Origin of the sequence: Pseudomonas sp. I2 (assembly GCF_040984075.1) — a bacterium.
Classification (GTDB): domain Bacteria; phylum Pseudomonadota; class Gammaproteobacteria; order Pseudomonadales; family Pseudomonadaceae; genus Aquipseudomonas; species Aquipseudomonas guariconensis_B.
The window spans coordinates 15737-35127 of sequence record NZ_JBCGFQ010000054.1; the positions used below are offsets into that span (position 1 = coordinate 15737).

The 19391-nt window shown below is 65.7% G+C and carries 12 protein-coding genes and 1 other RNA gene; 9 read left to right on the forward strand and 4 right to left on the reverse strand.

Going from position 1 to position 19391, the window contains the following annotated elements; genetic code table 11:
* Positions 1-10 precede the first annotated feature (10 nt).
* The 3 genes from xdhC to xdhA form a co-directional block, all read right to left on the reverse strand.
* On the reverse strand, positions 11-856 hold the full coding sequence (xdhC, locus tag WCE05_RS22005) for a xanthine dehydrogenase accessory protein XdhC (protein ID WP_225789904.1): 846 nt from the start codon (positions 854-856) through the stop codon (positions 11-13).
* Between the two features lie 74 nt (positions 857-930).
* Positions 931-3330, reverse strand: coding sequence for a xanthine dehydrogenase molybdopterin binding subunit (gene xdhB, locus WCE05_RS22010; RefSeq protein ID WP_368816554.1), 2400 nt, complete (start codon positions 3328-3330; stop codon positions 931-933).
* Positions 3323-4777 carry a xanthine dehydrogenase small subunit gene (gene xdhA, locus WCE05_RS22015; RefSeq protein ID WP_225789902.1) on the reverse strand — a complete coding sequence of 485 codons (1455 nt, stop codon included), beginning with the start codon at positions 4775-4777 and terminating at the stop codon, positions 3323-3325. Before xdhA ends, xdhB begins: the two co-directional genes overlap by 8 nt.
* Positions 4778-5046: 269 nt before the next feature.
* On the opposite strand from xdhA, the gene WCE05_RS22020 reads away from it, so the two are divergent.
* From WCE05_RS22020 to WCE05_RS22050, 7 genes are all read left to right on the forward strand, one after another.
* Positions 5047-5706, forward strand: coding sequence for a GntR family transcriptional regulator (locus WCE05_RS22020; RefSeq protein ID WP_225789901.1), 660 nt, complete (start codon positions 5047-5049; stop codon positions 5704-5706).
* 3 nt (positions 5707-5709) lie between these two features.
* A complete protein-coding gene (gene smc / locus WCE05_RS22025; protein ID WP_368816555.1) occupies positions 5710-9198 on the forward strand; it encodes a chromosome segregation protein SMC in 3489 nt (1162 codons plus the stop codon).
* A 204-nt stretch (positions 9199-9402) separates the two neighbouring features.
* Entirely contained in the window at positions 9403-10275 is an 873-nt protein-coding gene (gene zipA, locus WCE05_RS22030) for a cell division protein ZipA (RefSeq protein WP_225789899.1), read from the forward strand.
* 269 nt (positions 10276-10544) lie between these two features.
* A complete protein-coding gene (gene ligA / locus WCE05_RS22035) occupies positions 10545-12875 on the forward strand; it encodes an NAD-dependent DNA ligase LigA (RefSeq protein ID WP_368816556.1) in 2331 nt (776 codons plus the stop codon).
* A gap of 121 nt (positions 12876-12996) precedes the next feature.
* An RNA gene (ffs, locus tag WCE05_RS22040) (signal recognition particle sRNA small type) lies at positions 12997-13093 on the forward strand.
* Positions 13094-13265: 172 nt separating this feature from the next.
* Positions 13266-13700 carry a hypothetical protein gene (locus tag WCE05_RS22045; RefSeq protein ID WP_225789897.1) on the forward strand — a complete coding sequence of 145 codons (435 nt, stop codon included), beginning with the start codon at positions 13266-13268 and terminating at the stop codon, positions 13698-13700.
* A gap of 30 nt (positions 13701-13730) precedes the next feature.
* Positions 13731-15692: a hypothetical protein gene (locus tag WCE05_RS22050; RefSeq protein ID WP_368816557.1), complete on the forward strand. Its 1962-nt coding sequence runs from the start codon at positions 13731-13733 to the stop codon at positions 15690-15692.
* A 76-nt stretch (positions 15693-15768) separates the two neighbouring features.
* Here WCE05_RS22050 and WCE05_RS22055 read toward each other — a convergent pair whose 3' ends face one another.
* Positions 15769-16557 carry an ABC transporter substrate-binding protein gene (locus tag WCE05_RS22055; RefSeq protein ID WP_225789895.1) on the reverse strand — a complete coding sequence of 263 codons (789 nt, stop codon included), beginning with the start codon at positions 16555-16557 and terminating at the stop codon, positions 15769-15771.
* Positions 16558-16688: 131 nt separating this feature from the next.
* Here WCE05_RS22055 and dnaX point away from each other — a divergent pair, with 131 nt between their 5' ends.
* On the forward strand, positions 16689-18773 hold the full coding sequence (gene dnaX, locus WCE05_RS22060; protein ID WP_368816558.1) for a DNA polymerase III subunit gamma/tau: 2085 nt from the start codon (positions 16689-16691) through the stop codon (positions 18771-18773).
* 64 nt (positions 18774-18837) lie between these two features.
* On the forward strand, positions 18838-19164 hold the full coding sequence (locus WCE05_RS22065; protein ID WP_225789893.1) for a YbaB/EbfC family nucleoid-associated protein: 327 nt from the start codon (positions 18838-18840) through the stop codon (positions 19162-19164).
* Positions 19165-19391: the final 227 nt, after the last annotated feature.

Here is a 19391-nt window from a genome sequence, read left to right on the forward strand (position 1 = left end):
GGCAGTCTCGTCAAATGGCTTGGCTGCGCCGGGAGGGCGGCAGCAACTGGGCAATGGGGCCTGAATTGGCGGCAGCGTCGTGCTGGCCGAAGCAGGCGTTGTAGGTGGCAATGATTTCCGCGGCGATGGACACGGCGATCTCGATCGGCAGCTTGCCCTTGACCTCGGCCAGGCCCATCGGGCAGCGCATGCGCGCCACCACGGCGTCGTCGTAGCCGCGCTCGCGCAGGCGGTGCTCGAACTTGACCCGCTTGGTCTTCGAGCCGATCAGGCCGAACCAGGTGAAGTCGTTGCGCTTGAGGATGGCCGCGGTCAGTTCCAGGTCGAGCTGGTGGTTGTGGGTCATGACGATGCAGTAGCAGCCTGCGGGCAGCTCGGCGACTTCGTCGACCGGTTCCTCGCTGACGACCTTGGTCACCCCGGCGGGGATGCTCTCGGGGAATTCCTGCTCGCGCGAATCGATCCAGCGCACCCGGCAGGGCAGCGCGGCGAGCAAGGGTACCAGAGCGCGGCCGACATGGCCCGCGCCGAACACGGCGATCTGCGCCTGCACCGCAGCCATGGGCTCGAACAGCAGCACGGTGACGCCGCCGCAGCACTGGCCGAGGCTCGCGCCCAGGCTGAAGCGCTCCAGGTGGGGCGTGCCGCGTTGTTCCTGGAGCATCTGCCGGGCGATGTGCAGGGCCTTGTACTCCAGGTGGCCGCCGCCGATGGTGTCGTACAGGCCGGTGGCACTGACCACCATCTTCGAGCCGGCGTTGCGCGGGGTGGAGCCGCGCTCCTCGATGATGGTCACCAGGACGCAGGGTTCGCCGCGGGCTTGATGGTCGGCGAGGGCGTTGATCCATTGGTGCATGATGCAACCTCTCTAAGTTGCGCCGCGGACCCTGTGGGAGCGGGCTTGCCCACTCCCACAGGGTTTCTTCGCTGTCAGTGGGTGACGGTTTCCAGTTCCTGTTCGACAGATTGCCGCTGGGCCACCGCCTTGCGCATCTGCTCGCAGCCCCACAGCACCCGCTCTGGTGTTGCCGGAGCATCGATGTCCGGTTGCACGCGGTAGTCGGCGATGCTCGCCACCGCATCCTTGAGCGCGCACCAGGCGGCGATGCCGAGCATGAATGGCGGCTCGCCCACGGCCTTGGAGTGGAACACCGTGTCCTCGGGGTTCTTGCGGTTCTCCACCAGCTTGACCCGCAGGTCCTGGGGCATGTCGGCCACGGCCGGGATCTTGTAGCTGGCCGGGCCGTTGGTCATCAGCTTGCCCTTGGCGTTCCACACCAGCTCCTCGGTGGTCAGCCAGCCCATGCCCTGGATGAAGCCACCTTCCACCTGGCCGATGTCGATGGCCGGGTTCAGCGAGTCGCCGACGTCGTGCAGGATGTCGGCGCGCAGCATGCGGTATTCGCCGGTCAGGGTGTCGACGATCACCTCGACGCAGGCGGCGCCGAAGGCGAAGTAGTAGAACGGCCGGCCGCGTGCCTGGTCGCGGTCGTAGTAGATCTTCGGCGTGCGGTAGAAGCCGGTGCTCGACAGCGACACCTGGGCGAAATAGGCCTGCTGCACCAGGGTCTCGAAGCTGATGATTTCGTCGCGCACGCGCACATGGCCGTTGCGGAACTCCACATCCTCCTCGGTGACCTTGTAGTGGCGGGCGGCGAATTCGGTCAGGCGCTTCTTGAGAATCTCGGCGGCGTTCTGCGCCGCCTTGCCGTTGAGGTCGGCGCCGCTGGAGGCCGCGGTCGGCGAGGTGTTGGGCACTTTGTCGGTGTTGGTGGCGGTGATCTGGATGCGCCCGAAGTCGACCTGGAACACCTGCGCCACCACTTGGGCGACCTTGGTGTTCAAGCCCTGGCCCATCTCGGTGCCACCGTGGTTCAGGTGGATGCTGCCGTCGGTGTAGATATGGATCAGCGCACCGGCCTGGTTGAGGAAGGTAGCGGTGAACGAAATGCCGAACTTGACCGGGGTCAGCGCCAGGCCCTTCTTGAGCACCGGGCTGTGTTCGTTGAAACGCCGGATCGATTCGCGGCGCTCGGCATAGTCGGCGCTGGCCTCGAGTTCGGCGGTCATTTCCTCGAGCATGTTGTGCTCGACGGTCTGGTAGTAGTGGGTGACGTTGCGCTCGGTCTTGCCGTAGTAGTTGGCCTTGCGCACTGCCAGCGGGTCGAGGGCCAGGTGGCGGGCGATGTGGTCCATCACCTGCTCGATGGCGACCATGCCCTGGGGGCCGCCGAAGCCGCGGTAGGCGGTGTTGGAGGCGGTGTTGGTCTTGCAGCGGTGGCCGTGCACCGTGGCGTCGCCCAGGTAGTAGGCGTTGTCGGAATGGAACATGGCGCGGTCGACGATCGAGCCGGAGAGGTCCGGCGAATAACCGCAGTTGCCGGCCAGGTCCAGGTTGATGCCATGCAGGCGGCCCTGGTCGTCGAAGCCCACGTCGTATTCGACGTAGAACGGGTGACGCTTGCCGGTCATGGTCATGTCTTCCATGCGCGGCAGGCGCATCTTGGTCGGCTGGCCGGTCAGGCGGGCGATCACCGCGCACAGGCAGGCGGGGCTGGCGGCTTGGGTCTCCTTGCCACCGAAGCCGCCGCCCATGCGGCGCATGTCGACGACGATCTTGTTCATCGGCACGTCCAGCACCTCGGCGACCAGCTTCTGCACCTCGGTGGGGTTCTGGGTCGAGCAGTAGACGATCATGCCGCCATCCTCGGTGGGCATCACCGAAGAGATCTGCGTCTCCAGGTAGAAGTGCTCCTGGCCACCGATGTGCAGGGTGCCTTGCAGGCGGTGCGGGGCGCTGGCCAGCGCCGTGCTCGAATCACCGCGCCGGTGGGTGTGGCTGTCGAGCACGAAGTGCTGCTTGCGAAACGCCTCGACCACGTCCAGCACAGGCTCCAGGTCCTCGTACTCGACGATCGCCGCCATCGCTGCGCGGCGTGCGGTGTCGAGGTCGCGGGCGGCCACGGCGAGCACCGGTTGGCCGAAGAACTCGACCTTGTCGATGGCCAGCAGCGGGTCGCCGGCGACCACCGGGCCGATGTCCTTCAGGCCCGGGATGTCCTCGTGGGTGATGGCGATGCGCACGCCCTCGAAGGCATAGCAGGGCGTGGTGTCGATGCGCAGGATGCGTGCATGGGCGCGGTCGGAGGTGCGCGCATAGACGTGCAACTGGTTGGGGAATTCCAGGCGGTCATCGATGTACACCGCTTCACCGGACACATGCTTGTCGGCGCTGTCGTGCTTGACGCTACGGCCGACACCGGTGGTCAGGCCCTGGCGGAACAGTTCGGCCATCTCGGCCTGGCTCTTGGCTGCGTGATGGTTAGACATATGCGGTCACCCGGGTCTCGATGTACGGCGTTTGCAGTTCGATGAAATACTTGCGCAGCAGGTTCTGCGCGGTCAGCAGGCGGTATTCCTTGCTGGCGCGAAAATCCGTGAGCGGGGTGAAGTCTTCGGCCAGGGCCTGGCAGGCACGCTCGACGCTCGCCTGGTTCCACGGCTTGCCGAGCAGCGCGGCCTCGCAGGCACGGGCGCGCTTGGGGATCGCCGCCATGCCGCCGAAGGCGATCCGTGCACCGCTGACCACGCCGTCCTCGATGCGCAGGTTGAACGCCGCGCACACCGCCGAGATGTCGTCGTCCAGGCGCTTGGACACTTTGTAGGCGCGGAACGTCCAGTCGCTGCTGGCGCGCGGCACGATGACCTTCTCGATGAACTCGCTGTCCTGGCGCGCGGTGATGCGGTAGTCGATGAAGTAGTCCTCCAGCGCCAGCACGCGCTGGTTCTCGCCCTGGCGCAGGACGATCTGCGTATCCAGGGCGATCAGCAGGGGTGGCGAGTCGCCGATCGGCGAGGCGTTGCCGATGTTCCCGCCCAGGGTGCCCTGGTTGCGGATCTGCAGCGAGGCGAAGCGGTGCAGCAGGGCACCGAAGTCGGGGTATTCCTCGTTGAGCGCGGTGTAGCAGTCGGTCAGCGGGGTGGCGGCACCGATTTCCAGGTGGGTCGCGGTCTTGTCGATGCGCTTGAGCTCGGCCACGCCACCGACGTAGATCATCACCGGCAAGGTCTTGTGGAACTGGGTGACCTCCAGGGCCAGGTCGGTACCGCCAGCCAGCAGGCGTGCCTCGGGATGGGAGCTGTACAGCTCGGCCAGGTCGGCCACGGTCAGCGGCACCAGGCAGCGCTTGTCGCCGCTGTTGAGCTCGCCGGTCTCGCTTGGGGCGATGGCCTTGAGGCGGGCGATGGTTTGGGCCTGCTGTTCGTCGAACTGGTCGCGGCAGGGGCGGGCGCAGCTCTGTTCGGCGGCGGCGAGGATCGGCCGGTAGCCGGTGCAGCGGCACAGGTTGCCGGCCAGGGCTTCCTGGGCATGGTGCAGGTCGTGGCCGTCGCTGTTCTTCTGCAGGGCGAACAGCGACATGACGAAACCGGGGGTGCAGAAGCCGCACTGGGAGCCATGGCAGTCGGCCATGGCCTGCTGCACGCTGTGCAGCTCGCCCTTGTGCTTGAGGCCTTCGACGCTGATCAGTTGCTTGCCGTGCAGCGACGAGACGAAGGTCAGGCACGAGTTGAGGCTGCGGTAGCGCAGGGTGTCGCGGCCCTGGTCGTCCTGGGCCAGCTCGCCCACCACCACGGTACAGGCGCCGCAGTCGCCGCTGGCGCAGCCTTCCTTGGTGCCGGGTTTGCCCAGGTGCTCACGCAAGTACTGCAGCACCGTCATGTTCGGGTCCAGGGCGTGCTCACTCTGCAGCTCCTGGTTGACGAGAAACTGGATCACGGGGAAGGCCTCGCAATGGTTTTATTGTTGTTCGGACGGACTCTAAGCAACGCTTGACCTCTTGGTCAATATTTTTCTGACCCAAAGGTCAAGAAATTATCTGTGTCCTTGCCCGGCCGCACACACTGCCTCTCTTGCAAGCATAGTTCGCGCCGACTTGCCGGTCGCTGCGCAGGTCGAATAAAGCGCCACGTTGCGCTGCGCGAGCGGTGGGCAAGTGCGCTACAATCGCGCCCTTGTGCCCAGTTCAAAGAGTTTGAAGGAAAACCATGACGTTCAAGGCGCCGGACAGCCTCTCCGAGCAGATTGCCCACTACCTGGCCGAACGGATCATCCGCGGTGAGCTCGCGCCGGGCGAGCGCATCCAGGAGCAGAAGGTCACCCAGGCACTGAACGTCAGCCGCGGCTCGGTGCGCGAGGCATTGCTGATCCTCGAACGTCGCCATCTGGTCGCGATCCTGCCGCGTCGTGGCGCCCATGTGACCGAACTGGACGAGCGCAGCGTGCGCAGCCTGTGCACCCTGATGGGCGAGTTCTACATCCTGTTGGGCAACGCGGTGGCGCAGAACTGGCGCAGTGAAACCGACCTGCAGCCCTTCCTGGCGATCCAGCAACGCCTGCAGCAGGCCCATGCCGACCAGGACATCAAGACCTTCGTCGCCGACAGCTTCGCGGTGATGCGCGCGGCCTATCCGTTCGCCGACAACCCTTACCTGCAGGAAACCGTGGAGAACCTGCAACCGGCCATGAGCCGTGCCTACTACCTGGCCCTGGACCAGCGCCAGGCCAACATGGACGACTACCTCGAACTGTTCGCCCGCCTGCTCGAAGCCGTGGTCGCCCGCGACCTGCCGCGCATCCGCGAGGTGCTCGTCGCCTATTGCCAGCGCAGTTGCGAACTGGTGCTGGCGGCCTTGGCGCGGACCTGACCGATGCGCCTGAAGTGCATTCGCCTGGCCGGGTTCAAGTCGTTCGTCGACCCGACCACGGTCAACTTCCCCAGCAACATGGCCGCAGTGGTGGGGCCCAACGGCTGCGGCAAGTCCAACATCATCGACGCGGTGCGCTGGGTGATGGGCGAGAGTTCGGCCAAGAACCTGCGCGGCGAGTCGATGACCGATGTCATCTTCAACGGCTCCACCAGCCGCAAGCCGGTGAGCCAGGCCAGCATCGAACTGGTGTTCGACAACAGCGAAACCACCCTGGTCGGCGAATACGCCGCCTACGCCGAGATCTCCATCCGCCGCAAGGTCTCCCGCGACGGGCAGAACACCTATTACCTCAACGGCACCAAGTGCCGGCGCCGCGACATCACCGACATCTTCCTCGGTACCGGCCTCGGCCCGCGCAGCTACTCGATCATCGAGCAGGGCATGATCTCCAAGCTGATCGAGGCCAAGCCCGAGGAGCTGCGCAACTTCATCGAGGAGGCGGCGGGCATCTCCAAGTACAAGGAGCGCCGCCGCGAGACCGAGAACCGTATCCGCCGTACCCAGGAGAACCTGGCGCGCCTGACCGACCTGCGCGAGGAACTCGAGCGCCAGCTCGAGCGCCTGCACCGCCAGGCCCAGGCGGCCGAGAAGTACCGCGAGTACAAGGCCCATGAGCGCCAGCTCAAGGCGCGCCTGTCGGCCCTGCGCTGGCGTGACCTGGACGAGCGCGTGCGCCAGCGCGAGACGATCATCGGCGACCAGGAAGTGGCCTTCGAGGCCCTGGTGGCCGAACAGCGCAACGCCGATGCCAGCATCGAGCGCCTGCGTGACGGGCACCATGAGCTGTCCGAGCGCTTCAACCAGGTACAAGGGCGCTTCTACTCGGTGGCTGGCGACATCGCCCGGGTCGAGCAGAGCATCCAGCATGGTCAGCAGCGCCTGCGCCAGTTGCAGGACGACCTCAAGGAAGCCGAGCGCACGCGTCTTGAGACCGAGTCGCACCTGGGCCATGACCAAACCTTGCTGGCCACCCTGGGCGAGGAGCTGGCCATGCTCGAGCCCGAGCAGGAACTGACCCTGGCCGCCGCCGAGGAAGCCGCGGCGGCCCTGGAGGAAGCCGAGCTGGGCATGCACGGCTGGCAGGAGCAGTGGGACGGCTTCAACACCCGTTCGGCCGAGCCGCGGCGCCAGGCCGAGGTGCAACAGGCGCGCCTGCAGCAGCTCGAGTCCAGCCTGGAGCGCCTGGCCGAGCGCCAGCGCAAGCTGGGCGAGGAGCGTGACCAGCTCGGCGCCGACCCGCAGGATGCCGCCATGCTGGAGCTGGCGGAGCAGGTGGCCAGCAGCGACCTGCTGCTCGAGGAGCTGCAGCTTGCCGAACAGGCGGTGCTCGAGCGTCTCGAAGCGGTGCGCGAACAGCTGCAGCAGGCCGGCGAGGCCCACCAGCAACAGCAGGGCGAGCTGCAACGCCTGGGGGGGCGCCTGGCCTCCCTGGAGGCGCTGCAGCAGGCCGCCCTGGAGCCCGCTGCCGGCGCCGCCGACTGGCTGCGTGGGCAGGGCCTGGAGCAGCGTCCACGCCTGGCCGAGGGGTTGCGGGTCGAGCCGGGTTGGGAACTGGCGGTGGAAACCGTGCTCGGTGCCGACCTGCAGGCGGTGCTGGTGGAGGATTTCTCCCGCCTCGATTTCACCGCCCTGGAGCAAGGCGAGCTGCGCTTGCTGCTGGCGGGCGAAGAGGGCGCGCGGTGGCCGGGCAGCCTGCTGGACAAGGTCGAGGGGCGCACCGACCTGGCGCCCTGGCTTGGCCAGGTCAGGCCGGTGGACAGCCTGGAGCAGGCCTTGGCGCTGCGCGAGCAGTTGAGCGACGGCCAGAGCCTGGTCAGCCGCGACGGCTACTGGGTCGGCCGGCATTTCCTGCGGGTGAGCCGGGGGGGCGAGTCCGAGGGGGGCGTCCTGGCCCGGGGCCAGGAAATCGAGCGCCTGGGCCAGGAACAACTGGAACTGGCCGCGCAGTTGGAGCAGCACGAGCAGCAACTCCAGGCGCTGCGCGGGCAGCAGCGCGACCTGGAGGTGCAGCGTGAGCAACTGCGCCAGCGCAGCCAGGACGAAAACCGCCGGCAGGGTGAGCTCAAGGCACGGCTGTCGGCTGGCCGCGCCCGCGCCGAGCAACTGGAACTGCGCCGTCGTCGGCTCCAGGAAGAGTTGGCCGAGCTGCTGGAGCAGCGCGCCCTGGAGCACGAGCAGTTGGGCGAAGCGCGCCTGCTGTTGCAGGAGTCCTTGGAGCTGATGGCCCAGGACACCGAGCAGCGCGAACAACTGCTGGCCCGTCGCGATCGCTTGCGCGAGGGCCTCGACCGCATCCGCCAGGAGGCCCGACAGCACAAGGATCACGCCCACCAGTTGGCCGTGCGCCTGGGCTCGCTGCGGGCCCAGCACGACTCCACGCGCCAGGCCCTGGAGCGCCTGGAGTTGCAGGCTGCGCGCCTGAGCGAGCGCCAGGAACAGTTGAGCCTGAACCTGGAAGAGGGCGAAGCGCCGCTGGAGGAGCTGCGCCTGAAGCTGGAGGAGCTGTTGGAGCGGCGCATGAGCGTCGACGAGGAAATGCGCCAGGCCCGCCTGCACATGGACGAGGCCGACCGCGAACTGCGCGACGCCGAGCGCCGCCGCACCCAGGCCGAGCAGCAGGCCCAACTGCTGCGTGGCCAGCTGGAGCAGTCGCGCCTGGAGTCCCAGGGCCTGGACGTACGCCGCAAGACGCTGCAGGAGCAACTGCTGGCCGATGGCTACGATCTGCAGGGCGTGCTCGCCACGCTCGTGCCCGAAGCCAGCGAGCAGGGCACCGAACAGGAGCTGGAACAGCTCGAGGGGCGCATCCAGCGTCTGGGCGCGATCAACCTGGCGGCCATCGAGGAATATCAGCAGCAGTCCGAGCGCAAGCGCTACCTGGACGCCCAGGACGCCGACCTGGTGGAGGCCCTGGAGACGCTGGAGAACGTCATCCGCAAGATCGATAAGGAAACCCGCAACCGCTTCAAGGATACCTTTGATCAGATAAATGCCGGATTACAGGCACTTTTTCCAAAAGTTTTCGGTGGCGGCAGTGCTTATCTGGAACTGACGGGCGAAGATTTACTCGATACAGGGGTGACGATCATGGCGCGCCCGCCGGGCAAGAAGAACAGCACCATCCACCTGTTGTCCGGTGGCGAGAAGGCGTTGACCGCCCTGGCGCTGGTGTTCGCCATCTTCAAGCTGAACCCGGCACCGTTCTGCATGCTCGACGAGGTCGATGCGCCGCTGGACGATGCCAACGTCGGGCGTTACGCCAGGTTGGTCAAGGAAATGAGCGAGAGTGTGCAGTTCATCTACATCACCCATAACAAGATCGCCATGGAAATGGCCGATCAACTGATGGGGGTGACCATGCACGAACCGGGCTGTTCACGTCTTGTTGCAGTTGATGTGGAGGAGGCACTGGCCATGGTCGACGCCTGATGAGCGAAGATAGGGCAGGATTAGTGGGTAAATGCCCCTGACATGTGCGAGAGACGGTGTAAAGTTGTCTTTGGTCGTGCTAGCTTAATGTCACTTGTTTTTTGCGTGGGTAAAACGCCTGTCAGAACATAGAGTTGGCGCCACGTGTTAAAGGGCTTTGAAGCCTTTGTTTTCAAGCATATTTTTATAGAGGCACGGGATTACATGGAAATCGGTCTGCGCGAGTGGCTGATCGTCATCGGCATCATTGTCATCGCCGGTATTCTTTTCGACGGCTGGCGCCGCATGCGCGGCGGCAAGGGCAAGTTGAAGTTCCGCCTGGATCGCAGCTATTCGAACCTGCCGGACGACGAGGGCGGCGCCGAGGTGCTCGGCCCTGCGCGTGTCCTCGACACCCATAAGGAGCCTGAGCTGGACGAAAGCGACCTGCCGTCGCTCAGTGCCCCGGCGCGCGAGCGCGAACCCAAGCCGGCCAAGGCCGCCAAGCGTGGCAAGCGCGGTGATCCACAGCAGGGCGACCTGAACCTGGCCGCCGAGCCCCGTGAGCCCGACCTGTTCGCCGATGCCGACGACGACTACGCCGCCGACAGCAATCGCAACAATGGCTTCGCCACCGGCAACAACGCCGCCAAGGAGCTGCCGCCGGTCGAGGAAGTGCTGGTGATCAGCGTCATCTCCCGCGACGAGGGCGGTTTCAAGGGCCCGGCCCTGCTGCAGAACATCCTCGAGAGCGGCCTGCGTTTCGGCGAGATGGACATCTTCCACCGCCACGAGAGCATGGCTGGCCACGGCGAGGTGCTGTTCTCCATGGCCAACGCGGTCAAGCCCGGCGTGTTCGACCTGGACGACATCGACCACTTCAGCACCCGCGCGGTGAGCTTCTTCCTCGGCCTGCCCGGTCCGCGTCACCCGAAGCAGGCCTTCGACGTGATGGTCGCCGCCGCGCGCAAGCTGGCCCACGAGCTCAACGGCGAGCTCAAGGACGACCAGCGCAGCGTGCTGACCGCCCAGACCATCGAGCACTACCGCCAGCGCATCGTCGAGTTCGAGCGCCGCGCACTGACCCAGAAGCGTTGAGGTACCCCAGCGGGCAGGCCCGGCCTCGATCCTGTCCGCCCTGATACAAACGCAAGAGCAGCCCTGGGGCTGGATGTCGTTCACTCGGGGCTGCTTCACAGCCCATCGCAAGGCCGCTGCCACAGGTTATGACGCGTTTCCCTAGAGCGGCGTTGAATCTGTGGCAGCGGCCTTGTGTCGCGATGGGGCGCGAAGCGGCCCGCAGGCGCAGGCCTGACGTGAACGTCATCGTCCCTTGGCTGCTCTTTCGCTTTGCAAGAGAAGATGAAATGAACGCCGAAAACCGAATCCACGAATTGCGTGCCGAACTCGACCAGCACAATTACCGCTACTACGTGCTGGACGAGCCGAGCGTACCCGACGCCGAATACGATCGTCTGTTCAATGAACTCAAGGCCCTGGAGGCCGAGTATCCGCACCTGGTCACGCCGGACTCCCCGACCCAGCGTGTCGGCGGTGCGGCGCTGGCAGCCTTCAGCCAGGTGCGCCACGAGATCCCCATGCTCAGCCTGGGCAACGCCTTCGAGGAAACCGACCTGCGCGAGTTCGATCGCCGGGTGGTCGAAGGCCTCGACCAGGCCGATGCGGTCGACTACAGCTGCGAACCCAAGCTCGACGGCCTGGCGGTGAGCCTGCTGTACCGCGACGGCCAGCTGGTGCAGGGCGCCACCCGTGGCGACGGCAGCACCGGCGAGGACATCAGCGCCAACGTGCGCACCGTGCGCAACATCCCGCTCCGGCTGCAGGGCAGCGGCTGGCCTGCGGTGCTGGAGGTGCGGGGCGAGGTGTACATGAGCAAGGCCGGCTTCGATCGGCTCAATGCCGCCCAGGCCGAGAGCGGCGGCAAGACCTTCGCCAACCCGCGCAACGCCGCCGCCGGCAGCCTGCGCCAGTTGGACCCGAGGATCACCGCCAGCCGCCCGCTGGAGTTCTGCTGCTATGGACTGGGCCAGGTGTCCGAGGACATCGCCGACAGCCATATCGGCATCCTCGAGCAGCTCAAGGCCTGGGGGCTGCCCATCAGCCGCGAACTCAAGCATGCCGCCGGCGTCGAGCAGTGCCTGGCCTACTACCGCGACATCGGCGCTCGGCGCAACGAGCTGCCCTACGAGATCGACGGCGTGGTGTTCAAGGTCAACAGCCTGGCCGCCCAGCGCGAGCTGGGTTTCCGTGCCCGTGAGCCGCGCTGGGCCATCGCCCACAAGTTCCCGGCCATGGAAGAGCTCACCGAGGTGCTCGACGTCGAATTCCAGGTCGGTCGCACGGGCGCAGTCACGCCTGTGGCGCGCCTGAAGCCGGTCAAGGTGGCCGGTGTCACCGTCTCCAACGCCACCCTGCACAACATGGACGAGATCGCCCGCCTGGGCTTGATGATCGGCGACACCGTGATCATCCGTCGTGCCGGTGACGTGATTCCCCAGGTCATGCAGGTGGTGCCCGAACGCCGCCCCGAGGATGCCCGCCCGGTGCAGGTGCCCAGCCAGTGCCCGGTGTGCGGTTCGCAGGTCGAGCGCACCCAGCTGGTCAAGCGCAGCAAGGGCCGGGAAACCACCAGCGAAGGCGCGGTGTATCGTTGCGTCGGCCGCCTGGCCTGTGCCGCCCAGCTCAAGCAGGCGATCATCCACTATGTGTCGCGCCGCGCCATGGACATCGACGGCCTGGGTGAGAAGAGCGTCGAGCAACTGGTGGACGAAGGTCTGGTCCGCTCGCCGGCCGACCTGTACCGCCTGACCTTCGAGCAGGTGGTCGCCCTGGAAGGCTTCGCCGAGGTGTCCAGCAACAAGTTGCTGGCGGCCATCGAGGCGAGCAAGCGCCCGAGCCTCGCACGCTTCATCTATGCCTTGGGCATCCCCGACGTGGGCGAGGAAACCGCCAAGGTGCTGGCTCGCTCCCTGGGTAGCCTGGCACGGGTGCAGCAGGCCCTGCCGCAGGTGCTGACCTACCTGCCGGACATCGGCCTGGAGGTCGCCTACGAGATCCGCAACTTCTTCGAAGACGCCCACAACCGCGAGGTCATCGAGCAACTGCTCGCCAGCGGCCTGCACCTGCAGGACGAAGGCGACCTGGCCGCCGAGTTCGCTGCCAGCACCACCCTGGCCGGAATGATCGCCAAGCTCGACATCCCCTCGGTCGGCCCGACCGGTGCCGAGAAGCTGGTGGACAAGCTCGGCACGCTGGACAAGATCATCGCGGCCGACGGCATCGACCTGCGCCAGGCGTTGAACACCAAGCAGGCCGACGCCGTGCGCGAGTTCTTCAAGGCCGAGGCCAACCAACGGCTGGCCCGCGACATCGAGGCGCAACTGCAGGCCTTCGGCATGCACTGGGCCAGCGAGAAGAAGGCCGCCGAAGGGCTGCCCCTGGCCGGGCAGACCTGGGTGCTGACCGGCACCCTGGAGCGCATGAGCCGCGACATCGCCAAGGACAAGCTGGAGAGCCTGGGAGCCAAGGTCGCCGGTTCCGTGTCGGGCAAGACCCATTGCGTGGTCGCCGGCCCCGGTGCCGGTTCCAAGCTGGCCAAGGCCAACGAACTGGGGGTCAAGGTGCTGGACGAGGACGCATTCGTCGCGTTTCTCGACGGGCACGGCATCGCCGTGTGACTGGGCGGTGGGGCAAGTTATTGAGAAATGATGGTTTTTTCTTGAGCCAGCGCTTGTAACTTCGCCCCAGACCGGTACAATGGCGCGGCTCGTCGCTTGCCGCGCCGCGTCGTGGTGGCCCCATCGGTCCCCCCGCAACGATCAGCCGTGAACCCGGTCAGGCCTGGAAGGGAGCAGCCGCAGCGGTGACATCGTGTGCCGGGGTGTGGCTGGTGGGGCCGCCTCCATTTCTGGCGTCCGCCACCTCGTTTCACCCTCCTGTCCTCGTCGTGTCGCCAGCCCCCTGGCGGTGCTCATGCACGCCTTCGTTCTTTTCCCTGCACCTTTGCCCCAGGCGCTTTATCATGCACGGCATTCCTGTCAGTGCATTTCGGCCGTGAGGTAGCGACCATGGATCAAGTTGACGAGCAGACCCGCCAGAGGATCCGCGAATGGCAGCTGCGCCGCCTGGAGATCAAGAACGAGATGGCGGCCCATCCCGAGAAGGTCCTGGAACTGACGAAGGTGCTGGACCAGATGGAAGAGGAGCATGAGCGGATCCTGAGCCAGGCCAGCCTGGCCAGCGACGCGCCGTCCGATAAGCCGGAAGGGGCTCTGCTCGATGGCCTGGACTTCCAGCTGCGGGTCTCGGCCAGTAATGCGAGGGACTTGCGCAAACTCCTGGAAATGGCCCTCCACGAACTCGATGGCCTGCTCGAGGCCGATGCTCGGCAGGTGCCTGTCGACGGGCGGGGCAGGGTGTATCCGGGAGGGATGTCGGGCAGCCTGGGGGCCTACGAGTATGCGCTCGAGGTCGCGGGCGATCCTGAAACCTCCAAGTCCTGAACGATCTTCGCCATCTTGCCGTGAGCGCGTATGCAACCTGAACACCACGACTTTTCCCACCCTGTGTTTCTTCCCGTCACCGCCGAGGTGTGCCAGGGGCTGCTCGACGCCCAGGGCGATGCGGCGCTCGAAGCCTTGAGCGAGGCGGAACTGGCGGCGGTGCTGGTCATTCAGCACCTGGCCAAGGGGGCAGGGCAGGACCTGCGACCGGCCGCGGCGGAGAAGCTGCTGGCGAAACTTCTGGCCTGGGCGGCCGACAGCCGTCACGCGCCCGGCGTCGGGCTGCTTACGGAGGCCCGGCGCTTGTTCGATGCGCAAAGCCTGCATCATGGCCTGAGGCTGCTGAAGAAGGCGAACCTGCGCCTGATGAAGGCCGACGAGGTGGCCGCCCGCGATTACCTGCATGAAGACGGCACTTGGGATTTCACCTTCAGCGGCCACAAGTACCAGGCCGCCAATCCGTTTTCCCAGCAGGTTTTCACCGGTTACGACAAGGAGCGCTGGCTGACCCGGGAGCAGGACAAGCTGCTCAGGATCGTGCGCGCCGACCCAGGAGAGGACCTGCATATCCAAGGCTATGCAGGCATCGGCAAGAGCTACCTGCTGGGGGCCCTGATGGACTGCCTACCGTCGGGCAGGGTGCTGGCGCTTGCCCGTACCCCTGGAAAACTCGATGCCTTGCGCAAGCGCATCGGCCCCCAGGCCCACAAGGCGCTGGGCAAGACCTTCGAGGCCTTCGCCCACATGCTGTTGTCGGGGCCCCGACCCAGGCCGCTTAAAGCGACTGCCAGGCATATGGACAAGCGCGCGCTGGCCGAGCAACTGGGGATCGTCGGTTTTCGCCAGTACGGTGCACGGCAAACACTGGATATCTGCCTGGAGTTGTTGAAGAACTACTGCGAGTCCCGTAGCCACAGCCTGACCTCGCGACACCTGCCATTCTTCGAGGTGCCCTTGTCTCGCCAGGACAGCCAGGTCCTGCTGGAGTACTCGAGCCGCCTTTGGTCGTACCTGCAGATAGAGCCCGCCTGGGATTCGCAGACCGGCTTCCCGGCGCTGCTGGCCATCAAGCGGGCCAGCTTGGCGGGCTTCAGCGTGCCGGCGTACTACAGCCACGTCATCATCGACGAGAGCCAGGATGTGCCGGAGTCGTTGCTGCAGATCATCGAGCGAGGCAGGCAGGCGCTGATCACCCTGGGCGATGAATACCAGCGGGCCAAGGGGCCTGGCTTCCAGCAGCGGCGCGAGGTGCGCCAGCGTGATGTCGCGTTGTCGGTGCGCTCCGGCGCCAAGGTCGAGCGCTTGATCAATCCATTGATCAACGTCCACTCGTACAAGTCCAAGCTCGCCTTCGCCGGCGCCAGCCCCGTGGACGTGAGCGTCAAGCGCTATCCCGAGGGGTTCGTGCCGCCGGCCGGTTGCGTGGTATTGACCGCTTCACGCTGGGACACGATGAAGTGGGCCATGGAAATGACCGAGCGCGACCGTGGGATCGGTTTTCCCGATGCCCAGGACATGCAGCATTTCATGCGCTCGGCCACCCAGCTGTCCAGGGCGGCCCTGTATGCCCACAACTACTACGAGCAAGACGCGCAGACGGCGCACCCGTACTTTGCCCATATGACCGACTGGCAGCAGGTACGCCATGCCAACCAGCATGACGAATCGTTCCTGTGGGTGGAGAACAGGCTGAGGGAAGGGTTCCGGGTCGGCGACCTGACCCGGCTGGAGAGCCGGGTCAGCGATCATCCCGACAACCTGATGCTGATGATGGCGCAGGACGCGGGGGGGCTGGAGTTCGACCAGGTGTTGCTGACCCCGGGGTTGATGTCGCTTGGCACCTTCAAGGATGCCTATGAGTTCGATGCGCGGATTTGCGCCGTGTACATCGCCCTGTCCCGCGCCCGCCGACAGCTCTACCTGCCCTACGATGTGGAGGAGTGGATCGCCTACCACAAGGGCAAGTCGTTCCGCGAATCGCATGGTTATTGACGGGGTATGCAGCCAGCAACGCGCACTCGTTTATGAAAAGGTTCGGATTTTCACGGTCGCAGTCTTGCTAGCACCGTCATCGACCGGAGATCTGGCTGGGCACGGCCAGTTGATCGTTCTCGGGTTGATGGGCCAAGGTGCCGTAGCGCTGGACGATGGCCTCGATCTCCCCGGACTGCTTCATCCGCACCAGCGCCCTGAGCACGCGCTGCGTCGGTAGCGCCGGGTCGTTGCGTACCATGCACCCCAGTTCCTGTTCCTCCAACACTGCCAGGGGCTGCAGGCGTTCCTGCGCTGGCAAGGCGTGGTTGAACCATTGCAGCGACAACTGGTTGCTCACCGCATGGCGATAGCGGCCAGCCTGCAGCTTCTGCAGGGCGAGCAACTGGTTGCGGCTGTCCTCGCGACGCAGGCGGCCCTGCTTGAAGAGTGGGGCGAGGGTGGGGTAGGTGTAGCCCAGCACGGTGCCGATGGCCTGGGGCGGGAGCTGTTCAGGCAGGACAGGGCTACGGTCATCGGCCCTGCCGACCAGCAGGTCGCGCTGGCGGATCAACGGTACGCTCCACAGGAAATTGCCGGCGTGATCGTTGAGCCAGTGGCTGGCGACGTAGCAGCGCACATCGATGTCGCCCTCGTCGACGGCCTGCTGCAGGCGCAGGCGGGCCAGCAGGTGGTATTCCGGGCGCACGCCCGCCTCGCGGGCCAGGGCCTGCATGAGGTCGAAGAGGATACCGTCCACCGGCTGCTCGTGCTCGATGCGGATCAGCGGCATGCTCCAGCTTTCGGCCACGGAAAAGCGCAGCGTCGGTTGCTCCGCCAGGCCGTGGCTCGCCCACAGCATCAGGATGGCCAGGACTCGCCGCACGTCAATCCTCCTTGATCGTTGCCCAGGCGTGCGCCTGATCGTTAGCTTAGACGAGTTCGGCAGGGTGCAATTTTGCCCCCGCTCCGCTAGCATTAGCGATCTTCCGCTCGTTCAGGTTGCGATGGTTTTTGATGAGTTATCAGGTTCTTGCACGTAAATGGCGTCCGCGCTCGTTCCGCGAAATGGTCGGCCAGACCCATGTGCTCAAGGCTTTGATCAACGCCCTGGACAACCAGCGCCTGCATCACGCCTACCTGTTCACCGGTACCCGTGGGGTGGGCAAGACCACCATCGCGCGGATCATCGCCAAGTGCCTGAACTGCGAAACCGGTATCACCTCGACGCCCTGCGGCACCTGTTCGGTGTGCCGGGAGATCGACGAAGGCCGCTTCGTCGACCTGATCGAGATCGATGCCGCGAGCCGTACCAAGGTCGAGGATACCCGCGAGTTGCTCGACAACGTGCAGTACGCGCCGAGCCGTGGGCGCTTCAAGGTCTACCTGATCGACGAAGTGCACATGCTCTCGACCCACTCGTTCAACGCCTTGCTCAAGACGCTGGAAGAGCCGCCACCCTACGTCAAGTTCATCCTCGCCACCACCGACCCGCAGAAGCTGCCGGCGACCATTCTCTCGCGCTGCCTGCAGTTCTCCCTGAAGAACATGAGCCCGGAACGGGTGGTCGAGCACCTGAGCCATGTGCTCGGCGCCGAGAACGTGCCGTTCGAGGAAGATGCCCTGTGGCTGCTCGGCCGCGCCGCCGACGGTTCGATGCGCGATGCCATGAGCCTGACCGACCAGGCCATCGCCTTCGGCGAGGGCAAGGTGCTGGCCGCCGATGTCCGGGCGATGCTCGGCAGCCTCGACCACGGCCAGGTGTATGGCGTGCTCCAGGCGCTACTGGAAGGCGATGCCCGGGCACTGCTGGAGGCGGTGCGCAACCTCGCCGAACAGGGGCCGGACTGGAACGGCGTGCTGGCCGAGATGCTCAACGTGCTGCACCGGGTGGCCATCGCCCAGGCGCTACCGGAGGCGGTCGACAACGGCCAGGGTGACCGCGAGCGGGTCCTGGCGCTGGCTTCGGCCCTGCCGGCCGAGGATGTGCAGTTCTATTACCAGATGGGCCTGATCGGCCGTCGTGACCTGCCACTGGCACCGGACCCGCGCGGCGGTTTCGAAATGGTCCTGCTGCGGATGCTGGCCTTCCGGCCGGCCGACAGCGACGATGCCCCGAGGCCGGTACTAAAGCCGGTGGGGATCAGCCAGGCCACAGCTGATCCTGCAAGCCCGGTGGCAGCTGCGGCGCCTGCCGCCGAGCCAGCTGTCGCCAATCCCCCTGTGCACGCCGTTGCACCGGCAGAAGCCGCGCCGGTCGTGCCCGCTGCGCCCGTGGTGGAGCAGGCCGTGGTGCCCGAGCCTGTGACCGAACCCCTGCCGGAGCCCACGCCCGAGCGTGAGCCCCAAGCTGAAGCCGCTACGCCGGAGCCGGAGCGGGACACGGTCGAGGAAGAGGTCGTCGACCTGCCGTGGGAAGACCCCAGCCCGGCCCCTGTGACCGTCGACCCTGTGCCAGCGGCCCCGGCACCCGAGCCGCGAGCCAGCCAGCCGGCCTACGACGAGCCGCCATTCGACCCGTCTGCCTATGGCTCGGCCGGCATGGACCGCGACGACGAGCCACCGTTGGACGAGGACTACTACACCCCGGACAGCGATCCGGCGGGTTTCAGCTACCTGGACGAGTTGGCCGAGCATGTCCACGAAGCCGAGCCGGCCCCGGTAGTGGAGCCGCTGCCGGCGGCCCAGCCGGCCACGGGCCTTGCCCTGCAATGGCTGGAATTATTCCCACAGTTGCCTGTCTCCGGGATGACGGGCAACATCGCGGCGAACTGTACGTTGATCGCTGCTGAGGGTGACGACTGGCTGCTGCACCTGGACCCTGGCCAGGGGGCGCTGTTCAATGCGACCCAGCAGCGTCGCCTGAACGAGGCGCTCAACCAGCACCTGGGGCGTACCCTGCGGCTGAAGATCGAGCTGATCCGCCCCGAGCAGGAGACCCCGGCCCAGGCCGCCGCCCGCAAGCGTGCCGAGCGCCAGCGTGATGCGGAGGCGTCGATCGAGCAGGACCCACTCATCCAGCAGATGATCCGGCAGTTTGGTGCGACGGTGCGACAGGATACTATTGAGCCTGTAGACGCCCTGGCCAGCCAGGGCCAATGAACGGATAACCGTGCGGCCGGCCTTGTGCTGGGCCGTATCACATGACCCAATCGAGGTGTACCCCATGATGAAAGGTGGCATGGCCGGCCTGATGAAGCAGGCTCAGCAGATGCAGGAAAAGATGGCCAAGATGCAGGAAGAGCTGGCCAATGCCGAAGTGACTGGCCAATCCGGTGCTGGCCTGGTCAGCGTGGTGATGACCGGTCGCCACGACGTCAAGCGCATCAGCATCGATGACAGCCTGATGCAGGAAGACAAGGAAGTACTCGAGGACCTGATTGCCGCTGCGGTTAACGACGCGGTGCGCAAGGTCGAGCAGAACAGTCAGGAGAAGATGGGGAGCATGACGGCAGGCATGCAACTGCCACCGGGTTTCAAGCTGCCGTTCTGAGGCTGTGTTGCCAGGTAGAGCTGGCTGCATATCGAAAGCCGCTTCCGATTGCCGGAGCGGCTTTTTTATTGTGCTGCAAAATAAGTACGTTGAGTAAAGCTGGACCTGTCCCGTGACAGCGGACGCCAAGAAGCTGGCTATTCAACCGACTGCCTTAAGCCTTTTGCATAGTCGTTCGGAGAGCGATAGCCCAACGCTGAATGCAGTCGGTTGCTGTTGTAAAACCC

Bases quoted from the DNA above. Each gene is read 5' to 3' on its own strand.
- xdhC (WP_225789904.1), bottom strand. From the start codon at position 856: ATGCACCAATGGATCAACGCCCTCGCCGACCATCAAGCCCGCGGCGAA.
- xdhB (WP_368816554.1), bottom strand. From the start codon at position 3,330: ATGTCTAACCATCACGCAGCCAAGAGCCAGGCCGAGATGGCCGAACTG.
- WCE05_RS22020 (WP_225789901.1), top strand. From the start codon at position 5,047: ATGACGTTCAAGGCGCCGGACAGCCTCTCCGAGCAGATTGCCCACTAC.
- smc (WP_368816555.1), top strand. From the start codon at position 5,710: ATGCGCCTGAAGTGCATTCGCCTGGCCGGGTTCAAGTCGTTCGTCGAC.
- zipA (WP_225789899.1), top strand. From the start codon at position 9,403: ATGGAAATCGGTCTGCGCGAGTGGCTGATCGTCATCGGCATCATTGTC.
- ligA (WP_368816556.1), top strand. From the start codon at position 10,545: ATGAACGCCGAAAACCGAATCCACGAATTGCGTGCCGAACTCGACCAG.
- WCE05_RS22045 (WP_225789897.1), top strand. From the start codon at position 13,266: ATGGATCAAGTTGACGAGCAGACCCGCCAGAGGATCCGCGAATGGCAG.
- WCE05_RS22050 (WP_368816557.1), top strand. From the start codon at position 13,731: ATGCAACCTGAACACCACGACTTTTCCCACCCTGTGTTTCTTCCCGTC.
- dnaX (WP_368816558.1), top strand. From the start codon at position 16,689: ATGAGTTATCAGGTTCTTGCACGTAAATGGCGTCCGCGCTCGTTCCGC.
- WCE05_RS22065 (WP_225789893.1), top strand. From the start codon at position 18,838: ATGATGAAAGGTGGCATGGCCGGCCTGATGAAGCAGGCTCAGCAGATG.